Raw genomic sequence first — 16,140 nt, forward strand, 5'->3', positions numbered from 1 at the left:
ACCAAGCAGACTCTTTGACACAAACAGTTTAAAATAAGGAGACAACAAGACACATGGATATCTATTACATTGACGGACAATTCATTGAAGAAGACAAGGCAACCCTGTCAGCCAAAGACATCACCGTACTCAGGGGGTTTGGCGTATTTGATTTTCTGATCACCTACAACAAACGTCCCTTTTATCTGGAGGCTCATGTGGCCCGCCTTGAGAACTCTGCCAAAAAAATCGGATTAACCCTCCGGCATACCAACGCTGAAATCTGTGACATTGTCCACCGGGCCATTGGAAAAAACCCCCACCATGATGAGTCCAATATCCGCATTGTCTACACCGGCGGTATCAGCCCCGACGGTGTAACCCCCCGGGGAAATGGCAAACTCATGGTCATGGTCACGCCCAAATATGTACTTCCGGAATGGTGGTACACGGACGGAGCCGCTGTCATCACCGTGGAAATGGAACGCTTCATTCCCGAATCCAAGAGCACCAACTATCTTTCTGCTGTATTTGCCCAGCAGGAAGCCCATAAAAAGGGAGCCATTGAAGCCATTTATGTGGACCGTGAAAACCGGGTTCTGGAGGGCACCACCACCAATTTATTTGCTTTTAAAGGCAATACCGTCATCACCCCCCCCGATGCCATGTTACCCGGCATCACCCGCAGTGTTGTCCTGGAATTGATCAAAGAGAAGTTCACCCTGGAAATGCGTCACATTGACATGGCAGAACTTAAAGAGATGGATGAAATTTTCATCACTGCTTCCAACAAAGAGATTGTTCCTGTGATAAAAATAAATGACATGGTTGTGGCAGATGGAAAACCCGGCAAAAAGACCCGACAGGTCATGGCTCTTTTTAGAGATTACACCACAGCCTATGGACAACAGAGAAAGGCGTCCTGATGTCTCCTCGTAACACCGCATTTTTGCCCCAGACAGCCATGAATGTAGATCTTTCGGCACTGAGCCACAACCTTAGAGAACTTCGAAAAAAAACGCCCGGGTCCACAAGAATCATGGCGGTGATAAAGGCCGATGCCTATGGGCACGGTGCCGTGGCGGTTGCCAGAGCCATCCTTGACCAAGGCGTTTCATTTCTTTGCGTCTCCAGAATTTCCGAAGCTGTGGAGTTAAGAAACGCTGCAATTGATGCCCCCATCCTGCTCTTTGGGAATGCCCTGCCCTCCCAGGTGCCCTATATGATCCAAAATAATATAAGGGCCACTGTGGCCTCACTGGATTTTGCCCAAATGATCTCCCGGGAGGCTGTCAAGTGCGGCGGAACCATCAAGGTTCACATCAAGGTGGACACAGGCATGGGACGTCTGGGGATTTTGCCCTCGGCTCTTTCCGTAAAACCCCTTGTGAACGGCCAAGGCCCGGCCGAGGAAGAAATTGCGTCCATTTCCCGGCTGCAGTGCCTGGATCTGGAGGGTATTTACACCCATTTTGCCAATGCTGACAGCCGAGACAAGACACACACCATGGGCCAGATAGATCTTTTCTCAAACCTCATAGAACGTCTTGAAATCCGAAACATTTGTCCACCCCTTCGCCATTCTGCCAACAGCGCCGCCATCCTTGAGCTTCCCGGTGCCCACTATAATATGGTCCGGGCCGGCATTGCCCTTTATGGGCTCTGGCCTTCTGATGAAGTGGATCATGGTATGGCACAATTAAAGCCGGTGATGTCCATCACATCCACCATCATTCATCTAAAAAAAGTACCCCGCAATTTTAAAATCAGCTATGGCAGTACACACGTCACCCCCGAAGAAACAATTATTGCCACTGTTCCCATTGGGTATGCAGATGGCTATAACCGTCTGCTCTCCTCCAGGGGACAAATGATTGTAAAAGGCATAAAAGTTCCGGTGGTGGGCCGGGTGTGCATGGATTTCACAATGATTGATGTGGGGACAGTTCCCAATGTACAGGTGGGCGAGAAAGTCACCGTCCTTGGCCATCAGGGAAATGTCAGGGTCAGTGCCGATGACATTGCCCGGCTGTGCAACACCATTAATTATGAAGTGGTGGCATCCCTCAACCGGAGAATACCCATCAGATACATCCATGGAAAGGAGAATAGATAAGTTGACAGCGCTTCCCTTTATAAATTGGGAAACAGGGACAATCACCCTGCCCCATTCCAGTAAAAATTCAGATTTTAATCCAGCCGCCCCCACCTCACAAGTAATGATTGCCGGTGACTGGGCTCCCATTCGGCATTTTGCTCCCATTGTTGCAAATAATCCGGTATCTATTTATGGCGATGTCTATCCCCTGCTCACAGCATCTGATCTTTCCATTGTGAACCTGGAAGCCCCCTTAAGTGATTATGGGCTGCCCATATGGAAAAGCGGGGCTGTATTCAAGGGCGAAAAATGCCATGTAAAAGGACTCACAAGCGTTCCCTTTGATGTGGTGACCCTGGCCAACAATCATATGTTTGACTTTGACCGGGAGGCTTTCCAGGACACACTGGACACCCTGGATGAAAACAATATCAAACATCTGGGGGCCGGAAACACCCTTGAGGATGCCCGGAGACCGCTCATTATGAAGGTGAATGATCTCGTCATCGGCCTTGTCAATTTCAGTGAAGGAGAAGATCTGAAAGGGGCTGAAGAGCAAAAACCCGGTGTCATGGGCTGGGATCTGGACGGTGTGGAGAAAACCATAAAAGAATTAAAAGGCAAGGTTGATTTTATCATTGCCATCAGCCATTGCGGCATTGAATATATCCCTTTTCCACCGCCCTATGTGACCCGGGCGTTCCAGCGCATGGCCGATGCCGGAGCCGACATGGTCATCGGGCATCACCCCCACGTACCCCAGGGGATTTGTGTACACAATGGGGTTCCCATCTGCTACAGCCTGGGCAATTTTGTGTTTTTCCAGGACACCCCTTTGATACACCGGAAACAGGGCTACATGGTAAAAGCAATTTTACAGAAAAATCAGCCACCGGCCCTGGAATTGATTCCCTATGAAATCCATACAAAGGGAATATCATTATTAAATGGCGCTGTGCGGGAAAGATTTTTTTCCGAATTAAAGGAAATATCAATGCCCCTTGACACCCAAAAGGGCATTGAAGATGCCTGGCACGGTTTTCTCCACCACTACGGCACAAAGGGATTTGTCAAAGAAATTGAAATGCTCATGAACCGCATGGAGGAAGAACCGGAAAAAGGTGCGGCCATGTTCAGAAATCGCTTAACCACCCTACAGCATTTCCACCACTGGAAGGATGCCTTGACCCGCATGATAGACGGAACCATAGATCATTCCCCCCAATGGGCAAGGGACCTTACCCACCAATGGCTCACCCGGACCCTGGACGATGCAAAAAAAGCCGTGGATAACATTCAGGAAAAAAAACAATGAGTCGGACACAGGAGATAAAGAAGCGGGCACACACCATTTTGGTCACAGACTCAGGATTGGGGGGATTGTCGGTGTTCACGGAAATTGCCAACCGGCTCAAGGCCGGTTCTCCCTGGCAGCGGGTCAATCTTGTCTATTTCAATGCATGGCCGGAGGTGGACCGCGGGTATAATCATTTACCGGACATGGATACCAAGGCCCGGGTATTTCACAATGCCATGACGGCCATGGCAGTCCATGAACCGGACCGGATCTTTATTGCCTGTAACACCCTTTCGGTGATTTATCCCCTGACCCGTTTCAGCACAGAAACCCATATTGAAGTCACCGGCATTGTGGATGACGGGGCTGCCATGATCCACCAAGAGCTTGTCAACACCCCGGACAGCCGGGTGATCATTTTTGGCACCCCCACCACCACCTCGGCCCGGTCCCACGAAATTCGGCTTAAAAAAATGGGTATTAAAAAAAATCGCATCATCAACCAAGGTTGCATAAATCTGGCTGGAAAAATTGAAAGGAACCCCTACAGCGATATTGTTCCGGAAATGATTGACGACAATGTCAAGCAGGCTGCAGCCAAGATGGAAACCATCCAAGGCCGAGTGTTTGCGGCCCTTTGCTGCACCCATTTCGGGTATTGCCGGGATCTTTTCGTGGCAGCCGTTAAAAAGTATATCACCGATGATGTGGTTATCCTCAATCCCAACAAAGCCATGGCCCATCGGGCCCTGGCCCATGGAGCCCCTGTGACGAATCATCCGGACATTTCCATGCACATTGTATCGCGGATTCCCTGGGAAACGAGTCGCATTGATGCTTACAGTCGCATGTTAAAAGATATTTCCCCGGAAACAGTGGATGCCCTGGGCAGATATGAGCTGAACCCGGAATTGTTTGACATAATATAAAAAAAATGGAGATTAACAATAATGAAAAAAGTACTTATCATCACCGGTCCTGCCGGTGATGCCCAAGGCTGGGGCGATCTTTCCGTCACCCGGGAGGTATGCAAAGCCATTAACCATGGAGACAACAGCGCTGAAATCGCTTTTGTCAACGATATGACACAATTTTACAAAGCCATTGAAGAAAAAGAGTATGACATCATCTGGAGCTGCCTTTATTACATCAACAGCAAATCAGATACCATTGGTTTAAATGAAGATGGTCAATGGTTTGCCGATATCTTTGATGAAAGAAAAATTCCTTACATTGGCCCCAATGCCGCCACCATGAAGGCATTGATCAATAAAACCGCCACCCATGACATCCTCACAGCCAAGGGCATCTCCGTGCCTTATCACTATCAGATTGACCGCAACGACGGGTTGCCGGATTTAACCTATCCCGCCTTTGTAAAACCAAGCTTTGAGTCCAGGTCTGTTGGTATCAGTGATGACAGCGTGGTCAATTCCGAAGCTGAACTGAAAAAAAGGGTGGCTCACATCCACGACACCTATGATCAGCCCGCCCTGGTTGAAGAGTATCTTCCCGGCGATGAGTACACGGTTTTAATGTTGGGCAATGGCGAACATCAAGAGTTTTTACCCGGTCAGGTGCTGGTAGACCCCTCACTTTTCGGCAAATACCCCATACTCAGAAGTGACCTGAGAGGAGTGGGTGCCACCAAAATCAGACCTGCCGGTGAATATTCAGACCCGGCAAATGAACTGTGCCTCCAGGCCATGGAGGCCCTTAACTGTCTGGATCATGTGCGGGCTGACATGCGTATGGATGCCAATGGGGTTCTTAAAATCATCGAAGTCAACGGCATTCCAGGATTAAAGCCCATCAAAAGCTGGAGTCCCCAGATGTTCACCATGCACCACCCCTCTGGTGATGAAACCCGGGATTACATAAAACTGGTGAATCACATTGTTACTTCTGCACTGGCACGGTTTAACCTCATGTAAGACAACCTGCCCCCTTTCATTCAATCGCCACAAGGTAGCATGGGGGAATTCATGATAATAAAACTGCTCACTTTTGCATGGAGAACTCCGGATAGCCGCCATGAAGTTTATTCATATTGAGTAGTGCAACGTCAAATCTTAATTTTAGGATAACTGCTTCTGAACAGGCCGGAGTCACACCGGTCTGGAAGATGTATCATCCTAAATATTAGCCTTGACTATGCAGTAGATTGTTTTCCATGAACTCCCTAATAAGCTAAAATTGAAAATAATATCAGGAAAAATACCATGCCTCTGCCTTTTATCGATTCAATCAAAAAACAAATTTCCCAACAGGACCACATTTATGGGACAGACTCCTCCCGGGGATTTGCCTATGACTTTGATTTTTCCACTCCCGTCATTGCCACGGCCATCCATGCAGGCCACCATGTCCGGGATGAGTTAATCCCTTTTATGGAAATTCCCCGGGAACAGCGACTGTTTGAAGAAGACACCGCCACAGAAAAAATGATTCAAAGGCTTCCCAATACCATATGGGCTCTGGAATCCCGGGCGGTGTACGATTTAAATCGATCCCCGGATATGGCACTGCCCCTGACCCCGGAAAAATTCTGGGGTATCAAAGTATATAAAAAACACCCCCCCCCGGAAATGAACAAAAAAAGTCTGGAATCCCACGCCCGATTCTACGATTTCATGGGAACCGTTATTTCACACATGCTGGACAAGTTTAATATCTGCATTGTTCTGGACATCCACTCTTACAATATTTCCCGCCAGATAGAAAAAGGATTTGCATCCCCCCCTGTATTTAACCTGGGGACAGAATCCATTGACCGCTCCAAATGGAAAGAACAAATCCAGGCCTGGCTGATGGCCCTTGAAACAATCTCCCTGCCCCGGGAAATAACCACCACCGTGTCAGAAAATGAAGTTTTTTCGGGTAAAGGATATTTGTGTCAATGTTTGAGTACATGGGATGACCGTATCCTGGTATTGCCCACGGAAGTGGCCAAGGTGTACATGGATGAACATACAGGAAAGGTGTACGATGATGTTATTGGGGCCCTTGCAAATGAATTTCATAGAATCATTCACTGAATTAAGAATATTTACAAGAACCATTGATGCCATATCATTATTACAACGACTATTTTATCACTCTCCTTTATAGACATCTTATATAAATGAATGGCGTTCAAATGCCACCCATTTATGCAAATTTCGAGGCTTGGTCATAACGTGGGCCATTTTGTAGTGAAATTTTAGGGGTAAAAAAATAATGACTTTAATCACGGTGCGTTGCGGTCAATAGAATTGTATTTCACGTATAGTGGCCCAGCTTATGATCAAGCCCAAATTTCGTATCTTTGGACATGCAAGGGGAAACAATTCATAAAAAGGGCTGATTCAATGCCGATTTTGCATATGTCAAGTATTAATCAATGGGCACCAATACTTTTTTAAGGCCCCATCCTATAGGGTGGGGCTCCTTGCATGAAAGTGTCAAATATTGATTTATTCCTCCCCTCTTTTTCACATATAGAAAAAAGTTATCCTCGTTGATGAGATGAATATATTGGCTTTTTACAAGATGTGGCAGGCTGGAGGAAACATTTTTGAAGAAATAACCCTTTCGAGTGTATTCAGCATAGGTAGCATTATTGATTTTAACATATTTGTGCTTTGAGGCTTCATCGTAATAAACGCTCCCCATTGCCTTAGGCAAAGTGGTTGTATTGCCAAACGTGGTAGCACTTTTATAGAATGAATTTTGAATTATCTGATCGGCTCTGGCAATGTCATACCCTGCCTTGGCCCTGGCAATATCCTCGATGATCATATCTCTGTTAGAAATAATAAATATCAAAATCTTTTTGCAATCCATACGACCTGTATCCCCCATATTTATGTTCGGAAATTCGGCCATGACAGAATAAAATTGTGTCAGGCAAAGGACAGCGTTGGATGCCGCAGATATGTCAATATCGTCATCGCTCCAGGCATTCCCTGCGAGGAAAAGAGATAACATGAGTGCTGTTAAAAATTTAAATACTTTCATAATCCCCTCCTATAAGTTTGATGGAATAAAAAACTTAACAGTTGTATTGCAATTCGGCATCCCCCTTTCCAAGCATGCCATGGGAAATTGAACCCAGGGAACTGTGGTCTGTTGGGTTGACATATCACATCCGTGCCGATCATTTTGGGAGAAACAGAAGAAAAATCAGCAATAATTGATGAACCTGTAAAAAGTCGGCTTATGATTTTTCAACCACACAATATGGCATTCAAGCCCACCATAGATACAACATAATGTGGTTGAGACTCGAACTCTGGACTCTTTACGGGACCATCATAATTGATGCTAAAAAATATAAACTCTCATGAAAAAAAAGAAGGGAAGAGGACAAGAGGGCAGTAAAAACAATTCTGAAAAATATCGAAAAAAATTGAAATCAGCAACGTGATCTGGAATGTATGCTCGAAAATCATAATGACAAATTACCAGATTTTGCTATTTAAATCAAACACTAAAGTCCATGGAACACCGCAACAACTCGGCCATTAAATAAGGCGCAAACCACAAATTTTCACCTCTGACCCGGGGGGGAACCCGGGAAACTCATTCTGGGTCAGCAGCAACTCACCAACTAAAATTTCCTGATTTTCATCAGTCTATTGATTGTTTATAATGCTGAATTATCGCAAGGTCGAGTTTAATTTTCATAGAATTTGCCATGGAAACAGCAAAACCTCATTTTATTCTTCCTGCCCGCACAAATCCCAGTTATAGGCAAATACTTTATAATTTCAAGGCTATACAGAACTCAACTCAAAGCAACTATAAAATAAAAAGCAGAAAATTTTAGACCACCAATATCCCCATCAAAATCAACAAAAGGCTTGACAATCAAGGCTCATTGGGTATAGAAAAGGGCATCTTTTCACCACGGAAGTGCGCGGCTTACTGGTGAGGCCCTCGGACTTCAAATCCGATGTGGGGCGCTAAAACCGTCCCGGGTGGGTTCGATTCCCATGCACTTCCGCCATCCATATTAATAAAATCAGCAACTTATATTTAAAAAAGCGTACAAAAATACATCCAAATCCAGAATGATTCATCCTGGGCCTGGATAAATTTTATGGCTCTAAAATTAATTTTTTACCCGATTTTATTTTGATAATCCCAATCCCTTCGCCGTCCAACTGAGGCATGCGTCCTGCATAAAGTTGAATACGATCTGACCAACAAGCTTTTCATTATCTGGAGATCTACCAGCGCAAGAATGCTGGTTAGCATCACCAGACCCCATAAAAGCCACATCACCCCAATAAAATTTTTTTTATGATCTTGGCAGACTGTTCTTGATCAATTCTTAAAAAAATCTTTACATGGGCCTATTCAATCTGGTAAAAGATTCGATTTTATTTAAAAATTTTCCCACCCCAGAGACGAGGCATGGGGGGATTAGAACATCCCCATAAAAAATATTTATCACTCCCAATTAAAAGGCTCAGGAGTTATTCCCAAATGAAAATTGGAATTGTCGGGTTGCCCAATGTTGGCAAATCCACCTTGTTTAATGCGCTGACCAAAGCCGGTGCCGAGGCCAGTAATTACCCGTTTTGCACCATTGAACCCAACGTTGGCATTGTTAAAGTTCCGGATAAACGCCTTGATGTTCTGGCAAACCTGGGCAGATCAAACAAAATCATTCCCACAGTCATAGAGTTTGTTGACATTGCAGGCCTGGTAAAAGGTGCCTCCAGGGGCGAAGGCCTTGGGAACATGTTTCTGGGACACATCCGGGGGGTGGAGGCCATCGCCCACGTGGTTCGCTGCTTTGATGATGACAATATCACCCATGTTCACGGTGGAATAGACCCAGTGGGAGATGTGGAAACCATCAACCTGGAATTAATTTTATCTGACCTTGAGCTGGCTGAAAAAAGAATTGCCACAGAGGAAAAAAAGGCAAAAAGCCAGGATAAAGATGCAAAAACAAAACTCAGCGGACTTTTAAAAATAAAAGCGGTGCTTGAGGATGAGAAACCTGTCAGAACAGCGAATCTCACAGACCGGGAAAAACTGCTGATTTCCCGGGAAACCCAGTTCCTCACCAATAAAAAAGTGATTTATGTTGCCAATGTGGGTGAGGAGGAAGTTGGAGATGCAGAAAATAGCCCCCATGTACAGGAATTAAAAGCCTATGCTGATCTCAACGGAGACGGGCTGGTATGTGTGTCTGCAAAAATAGAGTCTGAACTTTCTGAAATGGATGAGGATGAAGCAGAAATTTTCCTGGGGGATTTGGGTTTAAAAGAGTCGGGCTTTGCACGTCTTGCCCGGGAAGCCTATTCTCTTTTGGATTTAATCTCTTTTCTCACCACCGGAGAAAAAGAAACCCGGGCCTGGACCATTAAAAAAGGCACCAAAGCTCCCCAGGCCGCCGCCGTGATTCACACTGATTTTGAAAAACATTTTATCCGGGCAGAGGTTGTTCCCTACGAAGATCTGGTGGCATCAGGCTCATGGGCATCGGCAAGGGAGAATGGTAAATTAAGAACCGAAGGCAAAGGCTATGTATTCCAGGATGGTGAAGTCACCGTGTTTTTAACCAGTGCCTAAGTGTCAAGACTCAATCACCGGGCAGTGGCAATCCAAATGGTGTGTTTCCCCCCTTTATTGTTGGGTCTGGCAGAAACAGTATGCACTTTTGGATCAAATCCTGCCAGCTTTAACCGTTGGGTAAAGGGTGCGCAGTCTTTGGCAGACCACACGGCAAGGACGCCACCGGGGGCAAGGCGCCCCTTGAGCATACCAAGCCCGGCCTTATTGTAGAGGTTATTATTGCCTGTCTGGGTCAATCCTTCAGGCCCATTGTCCACATCCAGAATAATGGCATCAAAATATTGATTACCATTATTAAGAAAAGGGATGATGTCCTGGGTCACGATCTCCACCCGTTGATCCGTTACAGCATGATCGCACAGATGCCCCAGGAACGCATCATGCCATTGAACCATGGCAGGTAAAAGCTCCACCTGGATTACTCTGGCATCGGATTCCAAATGATTCAGGGCCGATGCCAGGGTAAATCCCATGCCCAGCCCCCCAATCACCACCTTTGCGCCCCGGCGATGGGAAATGAGATTGCAGGCCAGTTTTGCCAGCACTTTTTCCGATGAGAACATGCGGCTGTTCATCAACTCCTGCCCATCCACCCGGATGGAAAATTCCTGACCCCGCCGGAGCAGAATCACCTCATTTTTACCATCCGGTGTGGGGGCTACGTCCAGTTGTTTCCAGGGAATCATGAAGCTCCTTTTGATTTTAACTCAAGCAGTGCCACAGACTCAATGTGAAAGGTGTGGGGAAACATATCCACGGGCTGCACCTCAAGCACATTGTAGTGTTCCTTGAGCATGAAAAGATCCCGGGCCAATGTGGCGGGATTGCACGACACATACACAATCTTCACAGGGGCAATGTTAATCACCTGGTCCACCACGTCCTTGTGCATGCCCACCCGGGGAGGATCAATGATCATCACATCACACCGTTTGTCAATTTCCGGCAGAACCGTCTTGATATCACCCACATGAAATGTGCAGTTTTCAATGCCGTTTAATGTGGCATTTCTACCGGCATCTGCCACAGCGCTTTCCACAATTTCTATGCCGGTGACCCGGGCCGCATCCCTGGAGAGCCAGATGGGGATGGTGCCGGTGCCGGAGTAAAGATCAATGACATGCTCGGTGCCGGTGAGGGCCGCATAGTGAGACACAAGGGAATAAAGTTTTTCCGCCCCCCTGGTATTGGTCTGAAAAAAGGAGTTGGCTGACACTTCAAAGGTGAAATCGCCCAGTTTTTCCCGGATACAGCGGTCTCCAGCCAGCACCTTTTCGTAATCCCCCGTGGCAATGCCTGCCTTTTTTGCCGTTACATTATTCACCACCGAGGTAATCTCAGGATACTTTGCCATGAGTTGTTGTGCCAGGGGAATGAGAACCTCGTCGTTTTCTTCCTTTGTCACAAGGTTCACCATCCAGTGTCCATGGGCACTGGAACTTCTTAACATCACAAACCGCCAGAATCCCCGGTGGGTGGTTAAACCGTAGGCAGGCAGATCCGAGGCCTTTATATATTCACGGATATCGTTTAACATTTCATTGCCCGGGTCCGGTTGAATGTGGCATTTATCAATGTCAATGACATGGGCAAAGGTTCCCGGCACATGGAGCCCCAGACCAAACCCCTTTACAATGTCTGGATCTTCCAGCTCCTCCGGGGTGAGCCAGCGTCGATCGGTGCAGGAGAACTCCATTTTATTTCGAAATCCAAAAATCTTATCCGAGGGCACCACATCCTTCACCGGGATATCTTTTAAAAGTGCAATGTGCTCCAGGGATTCAACCACATGATTTTTTTTATATTCCAGCTGTTTTTCATAGGGAAGGGACTGCCATCGACAGCCGCCGCAATATCCTGCATACTCACAGGGAGCATCTTTACGCAGGGGCGAAGGCTCAATGAGATCAATTAACTTTCCTTCGGCATATTTTTTCTTCTTTTTGGTGATTCTGACAAGGGCTTTATCCCCTGGAAGCGTTCTGTCCACAAAAACGGGAAATCCATCGGGTTTGGCAATTCCCTTTCCCCCAAATGCCAGATCAATGATTTCAAGTTCTGCTGTTTTTCTCTTTTTTATGGCCATGTCTCTTTTTTAAGCCCCATTTTATGGATGGAAAAATAAAAAGAACATCCTGGGTGATACAACCGGAATATTCTTTTTTTACCTGTTTAATGACAATCCAGCAATTCTAATATATATCCAGAGATACCAGATATAACCCCTTTTTCCTTAGAATTTTCGAGTCTTTGGGCTTTGACGGAAACAGCCAGCAAGAATTACTGATAAAAGCTTGAAATTATAAAGCATGTGTGCCATAAAAACAAGCATGAAAATATTATCTGTTGAATTCATGAGTCAAAATAAAAAAATCTTGGGGAAGCTCCATCTCCCGGATGTTGAAAATCCCCCTGTGGTGGTGGGCTCCCATGGCCTTGAAGGGTCCATGGAATCGGCCAAACAGACCATTTTATCCCGGATACTCCCGGACATGGGTGTGGCTTTTTTACGATTTGATCACCGGGGATGCGGGAAAAGTGAAGGCAATTTTATTACAGACACCTCCCTGGAGGCCCGGGTTCAGGACATGATCCATGCAGTGGATTACCTGTGGGCCCTTAAAAAAACCCGGAAGGAATTGATGCTGTTTGGCAGCAGCTTGGGGGGAGCCACCTGCATTGCCGCCTGGAAAAAACTCCTGGATCTGGGGGTTGAGCCCCAAGGGGCTGTGGTGTGTGCTGCTCCGGTGGACAGCAGTACCATAACAATAATACCCACCCAAGCCACCCCGGATCGCCCGGCCCTGCCCTTGAGCTTTTTCAAAGAAAATCTTTTGTTTAATTTAAGTGATGACCTGCCCCTGATGCACCATGTATTGATCTTCCATGGTGATCACGATGGGGTGGTTCCCGTTGAAAACGGCCGGGAGATCCACAGCAAAGCCGGTGAGCCCAAAAAAATGATTATCCACCGCAACGGAGACCACCAGATGTCAGAAAAATCCCACCAGAAAGAATTTGAAAAAGAAGTCAAACTATGGGTCAAGGCATGTTTTAAATCCACAAAATAGATACATTCATTTTTTGAAAATCAAGGTCTGCCTGGGACAATTTTTTTATATGAAAGGTCCGCCCGTGACGGTTATAAAGAAATGACTTTATCCGCAAGCTGCATGGCCGTGATGATATCCAGCATATTGGTGGTCTGTCCCACTTTCTTTTTTTCCAGAATATCAAAATGATTCAAACAGGTACCACACACCAAAATGGTGATGCCCTGCTCTTCCAGGGCCATGAGATCAGGAAGAAGTTCCGCCCCTTCAGTGGCAAAATAAACACCACCGTTAACAAAAATTAAACGCCACAGATCATCCCCCATCTCTTTCAGGGTTCTGATGTAGCTCATCATTAATTTTTTCCCCAGCTCGTCATCCCCCTGGCCAATGGTCCGGGAACCGATCATGACAACCATTTTCTGTGTATCGCCGGTTTCAGCAGAAGCATTTATATCTGTTTCCGGCTGATTTTCGCCATCATTTTCTTTTTTAACCCCTTCCACCGTGGAATTTACACCATGGGAGTCCACAGACACTTGAAAACCCTGATAGGTGAGAAAACGACTGACATTTTCCACGGCAGCATCATTGTCCACCTGGACCTGAACCATATCTACATCTGGGTTTTCAATGACTGCTTTGGTTTTTAATACCGGTTCCGGGCATGCAAGCCCCCGGGCGTCAACTTTATATATCATTCTTAATCTCTCTTATATTTAATATAAGTTTAAAAATCATAAAATTGCTAAAGCAAAAACATACCAAATTGTAAAAACAATCCAATTTCCAAAAAATATGAAAAAGCAAATAAACCGATATGTTTTTTGGCCGTAACATACTGAAATCCGCCACTCCAAATGGAAAGCCAAAGCCAGCGGCTGATTGGTAAAAAGGATAGGTGTCCCCCAATGGGTTGTCAAATTGAATTTATCAATATTGCGCTGCTGAGCAATAAGAATATCCGATAATAACAAACCAAAGGTATCCATCAAAGGAACAGGCAGAACATCAAAAAGACAAGATCCATTAACAGGAATATGAATTCACCATTTATCATAAACTCAACTTTCGGGCTTCATTTCAAAGCCGGCATTTTTAAATGTACCGATGGGCTCAGTGTGCCGAGGGGGTCAGGCTTTTGTTATTGATGTTATCGACCAAGGCCTTTGCCAACGAAAAAAGCCTCGATAATGTCAATAACGAAAGCCTGACCCCACCACGAAATGCGAACACCGAAAGTTGAGTCATAAATAAAATTAAATTTATGGCGGTCTCTCCAGAATCCACTTGAATCTTACCCTGGTTCAGCTTACAATATTTATATGGGATATATATTTGATTTTAATGATACAAACGCATACAAGGCATGGTGCAACAAAGCTGGGCAGATTCATGATTTTAAGCTCCAGACAGCATTAATGATGAAGATGCTCTCTCCCCTGCCCGACAGAAGTGTGCTGGACATCGGGTGCGGTGACGGAAGATGCTTTGCCCCCCTGGGAGACCATGGGCTCCAAGTCACCGGTGTGGACCCCTCCCCCTATATGCTTGATCTTGCCATGGATCAAGTTAAAGGCCGTGTGGAACTGCACAGGGGCTTTGCCGAAGACCTTCCCTTTGAAGACAATACCTTTAATTATTCCATTCTGATGAACAGCCTGGAATTCATGGACCGTCCTGCCAAGGCCATAGAAGAGGCATGCCGGGTAACCCGTGATAAAATTTTCATTGGGGTATTTAATAGATATGCCCCCCTTAACATCCTCCGCAGGGCAAAGGGCCTTTTTTGTAATCACACCCTTTCCCACGCCCGTTTTTTTGGCATATGGGAACTTAAAAAAATCATACATGCCATCATGGGGCCTGTCCCCGTCTCCTGGAACACCACCCTGCTGTTTCCCTTTTCCCGGAGTCGTCCGGTGGCATATCTTGAAAAATGCGCTGTTATCCAAAAATCCCCTTGGGGAACCATTGTGGGTATGACCATCATCCCCATTCCCAGATTTCGGACCCGTCCCCTCTCCTTGAGAATCCACAGCCGCAGAACCTGCGGCCCTGTGACCGGGTTTGCCCGGGAAAGAACACCGGAGAAACATGAAGACACTTTTATATGAAAAATTATCCCGAAACCGGGTAAAATGCGAGACTTGCCACCACTATTGTGTCATTGCCCCGGGGGAGCGGGGAAGATGCGGGGTAAGGGAAAACAAAAACGGTACACTCTATACCCTTGTGTACCCTTTTATTGTGGCAAGGGGCATTGACCCTGTGGAAAAAAAGCCTTTTTTCCATATCAAACCCGGATCATCATCGTTTTCCATTGCATCGGCAGGATGTAACTTCACCTGCACATTCTGCCAGAATGCCCATATTTCCAAATTTCCTTCCCCGGCCCGAAACATGGAAACAACACCCAAAGAGCTGGTGAACCAGGCCCTTTACAACGGCTGCCAAAGCATTGCCTGCACCTACACAGAACCCACTGTCTATTTTGAACTGGCCCTGGAAACCGCCATGCTTGCCAAAGAAAAGGGACTTCTCAACCTTTTTGTCACCAACGCTTACATGTCACCCCAAGTGATTCATAAAATGGCCCCTTATGTGGATGGTGCCAATGTTGATCTGAAAGCCTTTAATGATAATTTTTATAGAACCGTCTGCGGGGGGAGACTTGAGCCTGTCAAACAAAATATTATCCTCATGAAATCCCTTGGCATACTGGTGGAGGTAACCACCCTGATCATTCCCGGGTACAACGATGACCGGGATGAAATCATTTCAATGGCCGCCTTTATCGCAGAAAAACTTGGGAATGAAACCCCCTGGCACATCAGCCGTTTTTTTCCCTGCCACGGCATGGATCACGTTCCGGTCACCCCGGATGCAACCCTTGAAATGGCATTGCAGGCAGGAAAGGACGCCGGACTTCAATATGTGTACATAGGCAATGCCCCGAGCCTTGGCCGGGAAGATACCTGTTGCCATAACTGCGGTGAAATTGTTATTAAACGCCTTGCCTACAAAACCGAAAACCGTATGACCACCGCCGGGAAATGCCCCCTTTGCAACACCGGGGTCCATGGAATTTTTTAATTATTCCAACCATAAATATGGGGCACTGCCCAAGCATTTACATT

At 46.2% G+C, this 16,140-nt stretch carries 14 protein-coding genes and 1 tRNA gene; 11 read left to right on the forward strand and 4 right to left on the reverse strand.

The annotated features are described in order from the left end of the window. Positions 1-53 precede the first annotated feature (53 nt). From B9A32_RS11800 to B9A32_RS11825, 6 genes are all read left to right on the forward strand, one after another. The gene (locus B9A32_RS11800) at positions 54-905 is read left to right on the forward strand and encodes an aminotransferase class IV (protein ID WP_084069650.1); all 852 of its coding nucleotides are present in this window, start codon (positions 54-56) and stop codon (positions 903-905) included. After that, positions 905-2,095 carry an alanine racemase gene (alr, locus tag B9A32_RS11805; RefSeq protein ID WP_139795808.1) on the forward strand — a complete coding sequence of 397 codons (1,191 nt, stop codon included), beginning with the start codon at positions 905-907 and terminating at the stop codon, positions 2,093-2,095. The genes B9A32_RS11800 and alr overlap by 1 nt, the downstream gene beginning before the upstream one ends. Beyond that, the gene (locus B9A32_RS11810) at positions 2,076-3,392 is read left to right on the forward strand and encodes a CapA family protein (protein WP_170923802.1); all 1,317 of its coding nucleotides are present in this window, start codon (positions 2,076-2,078) and stop codon (positions 3,390-3,392) included. Before alr ends, B9A32_RS11810 begins: the two co-directional genes overlap by 20 nt. Then, positions 3,389-4,303: an aspartate/glutamate racemase family protein gene (locus tag B9A32_RS11815; protein WP_084069652.1), complete on the forward strand. Its 915-nt coding sequence runs from the start codon at positions 3,389-3,391 to the stop codon at positions 4,301-4,303. Before B9A32_RS11810 ends, B9A32_RS11815 begins: the two co-directional genes overlap by 4 nt. Before the next feature lie 21 nt (positions 4,304-4,324). Continuing rightward, the gene (locus tag B9A32_RS11820) at positions 4,325-5,308 is read left to right on the forward strand and encodes a D-alanine--D-alanine ligase family protein (protein ID WP_084069653.1); all 984 of its coding nucleotides are present in this window, start codon (positions 4,325-4,327) and stop codon (positions 5,306-5,308) included. Between the two features lie 288 nt (positions 5,309-5,596). Beyond that, positions 5,597-6,412, forward strand: a complete 816-nt coding sequence (locus tag B9A32_RS11825; protein ID WP_084069654.1) for an N-formylglutamate amidohydrolase — start codon at positions 5,597-5,599, stop codon at positions 6,410-6,412. 337 nt (positions 6,413-6,749) lie between these two features. On the opposite strand, the gene B9A32_RS11830 is transcribed toward B9A32_RS11825, so the two are convergent. Continuing rightward, a complete protein-coding gene (locus tag B9A32_RS11830) occupies positions 6,750-7,373 on the reverse strand; it encodes a hypothetical protein (protein WP_084069655.1) in 624 nt (207 codons plus the stop codon). Positions 7,374-8,266: 893 nt separating this feature from the next. Between B9A32_RS11830 and B9A32_RS11835 the strand changes: the two genes are divergently transcribed. After that, positions 8,267-8,364 (forward strand) — tRNA-Sec (locus B9A32_RS11835). 482 nt (positions 8,365-8,846) lie between these two features. After that, positions 8,847-9,944 carry a redox-regulated ATPase YchF gene (gene ychF, locus B9A32_RS11840; protein WP_084069656.1) on the forward strand — a complete coding sequence of 366 codons (1,098 nt, stop codon included), beginning with the start codon at positions 8,847-8,849 and terminating at the stop codon, positions 9,942-9,944. A gap of 14 nt (positions 9,945-9,958) precedes the next feature. Here ychF and B9A32_RS11845 read toward each other — a convergent pair whose 3' ends face one another. Both B9A32_RS11845 and rlmD read right to left on the reverse strand, forming a co-directional pair. After that, positions 9,959-10,633 (reverse strand): spermine/spermidine synthase domain-containing protein, encoded by a 675-nt coding sequence (locus tag B9A32_RS11845; RefSeq protein ID WP_084069657.1) that lies wholly within the window; start codon positions 10,631-10,633, stop codon positions 9,959-9,961. Continuing rightward, the gene (rlmD, locus tag B9A32_RS11850; RefSeq protein ID WP_084069658.1) at positions 10,630-12,033 is read right to left on the reverse strand and encodes a 23S rRNA (uracil(1939)-C(5))-methyltransferase RlmD; all 1,404 of its coding nucleotides are present in this window, start codon (positions 12,031-12,033) and stop codon (positions 10,630-10,632) included. The genes B9A32_RS11845 and rlmD overlap by 4 nt, the downstream gene beginning before the upstream one ends. Before the next feature lie 244 nt (positions 12,034-12,277). Between rlmD and B9A32_RS11855 the strand changes: the two genes are divergently transcribed. After that, complete coding sequence (locus B9A32_RS11855; RefSeq protein WP_084069753.1) at positions 12,278-13,018, forward strand: alpha/beta hydrolase; 741 nt, start codon at positions 12,278-12,280, stop codon at positions 13,016-13,018. Between the two features lie 71 nt (positions 13,019-13,089). Here B9A32_RS11855 and yedF read toward each other — a convergent pair whose 3' ends face one another. Next, positions 13,090-13,701: a sulfurtransferase-like selenium metabolism protein YedF gene (gene yedF / locus B9A32_RS11860; RefSeq protein ID WP_084069659.1), complete on the reverse strand. Its 612-nt coding sequence runs from the start codon at positions 13,699-13,701 to the stop codon at positions 13,090-13,092. Positions 13,702-14,325: 624 nt separating this feature from the next. Here yedF and B9A32_RS11870 point away from each other — a divergent pair. Together B9A32_RS11870 and amrS are read left to right on the forward strand one after the other, a co-directional pair. Beyond that, a complete protein-coding gene (locus B9A32_RS11870) occupies positions 14,326-15,117 on the forward strand; it encodes a class I SAM-dependent methyltransferase (protein WP_084069661.1) in 792 nt (263 codons plus the stop codon). Next, positions 15,098-16,096: an AmmeMemoRadiSam system radical SAM enzyme gene (gene amrS / locus B9A32_RS11875; protein ID WP_084069662.1), complete on the forward strand. Its 999-nt coding sequence runs from the start codon at positions 15,098-15,100 to the stop codon at positions 16,094-16,096. The genes B9A32_RS11870 and amrS overlap by 20 nt, the downstream gene beginning before the upstream one ends. Positions 16,097-16,140 lie beyond the last annotated feature (44 nt).

This window comes from Desulfocicer vacuolatum DSM 3385 (assembly GCF_900176365.1).
GTDB classification, from domain to species: Bacteria; Desulfobacterota; Desulfobacteria; order Desulfobacterales; family Desulfobacteraceae; genus Desulfocicer; species Desulfocicer vacuolatum.

Coding starts and splice junctions, on each gene's coding strand:
- B9A32_RS11830 (WP_084069655.1), bottom strand. CDS start 7,373: ATGAAAGTATTTAAATTTTTAACAGCACTCATGTTATCTCTTTTCCTC.
- B9A32_RS11870 (WP_084069661.1), top strand. CDS start 14,326: ATGGGATATATATTTGATTTTAATGATACAAACGCATACAAGGCATGG.
- rlmD (WP_084069658.1), bottom strand. CDS start 12,033: ATGGCCATAAAAAAGAGAAAAACAGCAGAACTTGAAATCATTGATCTG.
- B9A32_RS11820 (WP_084069653.1), top strand. CDS start 4,325: ATGAAAAAAGTACTTATCATCACCGGTCCTGCCGGTGATGCCCAAGGC.
- amrS (WP_084069662.1), top strand. CDS start 15,098: ATGAAGACACTTTTATATGAAAAATTATCCCGAAACCGGGTAAAATGC.
- yedF (WP_084069659.1), bottom strand. CDS start 13,701: ATGATATATAAAGTTGACGCCCGGGGGCTTGCATGCCCGGAACCGGTA.
- B9A32_RS11825 (WP_084069654.1), top strand. CDS start 5,597: ATGCCTCTGCCTTTTATCGATTCAATCAAAAAACAAATTTCCCAACAG.
- alr (WP_139795808.1), top strand. CDS start 905: ATGTCTCCTCGTAACACCGCATTTTTGCCCCAGACAGCCATGAATGTA.
- ychF (WP_084069656.1), top strand. CDS start 8,847: ATGAAAATTGGAATTGTCGGGTTGCCCAATGTTGGCAAATCCACCTTG.
- B9A32_RS11810 (WP_170923802.1), top strand. CDS start 2,076: ATGGAAAGGAGAATAGATAAGTTGACAGCGCTTCCCTTTATAAATTGG.
- B9A32_RS11845 (WP_084069657.1), bottom strand. CDS start 10,633: ATGATTCCCTGGAAACAACTGGACGTAGCCCCCACACCGGATGGTAAA.
- B9A32_RS11815 (WP_084069652.1), top strand. CDS start 3,389: ATGAGTCGGACACAGGAGATAAAGAAGCGGGCACACACCATTTTGGTC.
- B9A32_RS11855 (WP_084069753.1), top strand. CDS start 12,278: ATGAAAATATTATCTGTTGAATTCATGAGTCAAAATAAAAAAATCTTG.
- B9A32_RS11800 (WP_084069650.1), top strand. CDS start 54: ATGGATATCTATTACATTGACGGACAATTCATTGAAGAAGACAAGGCA.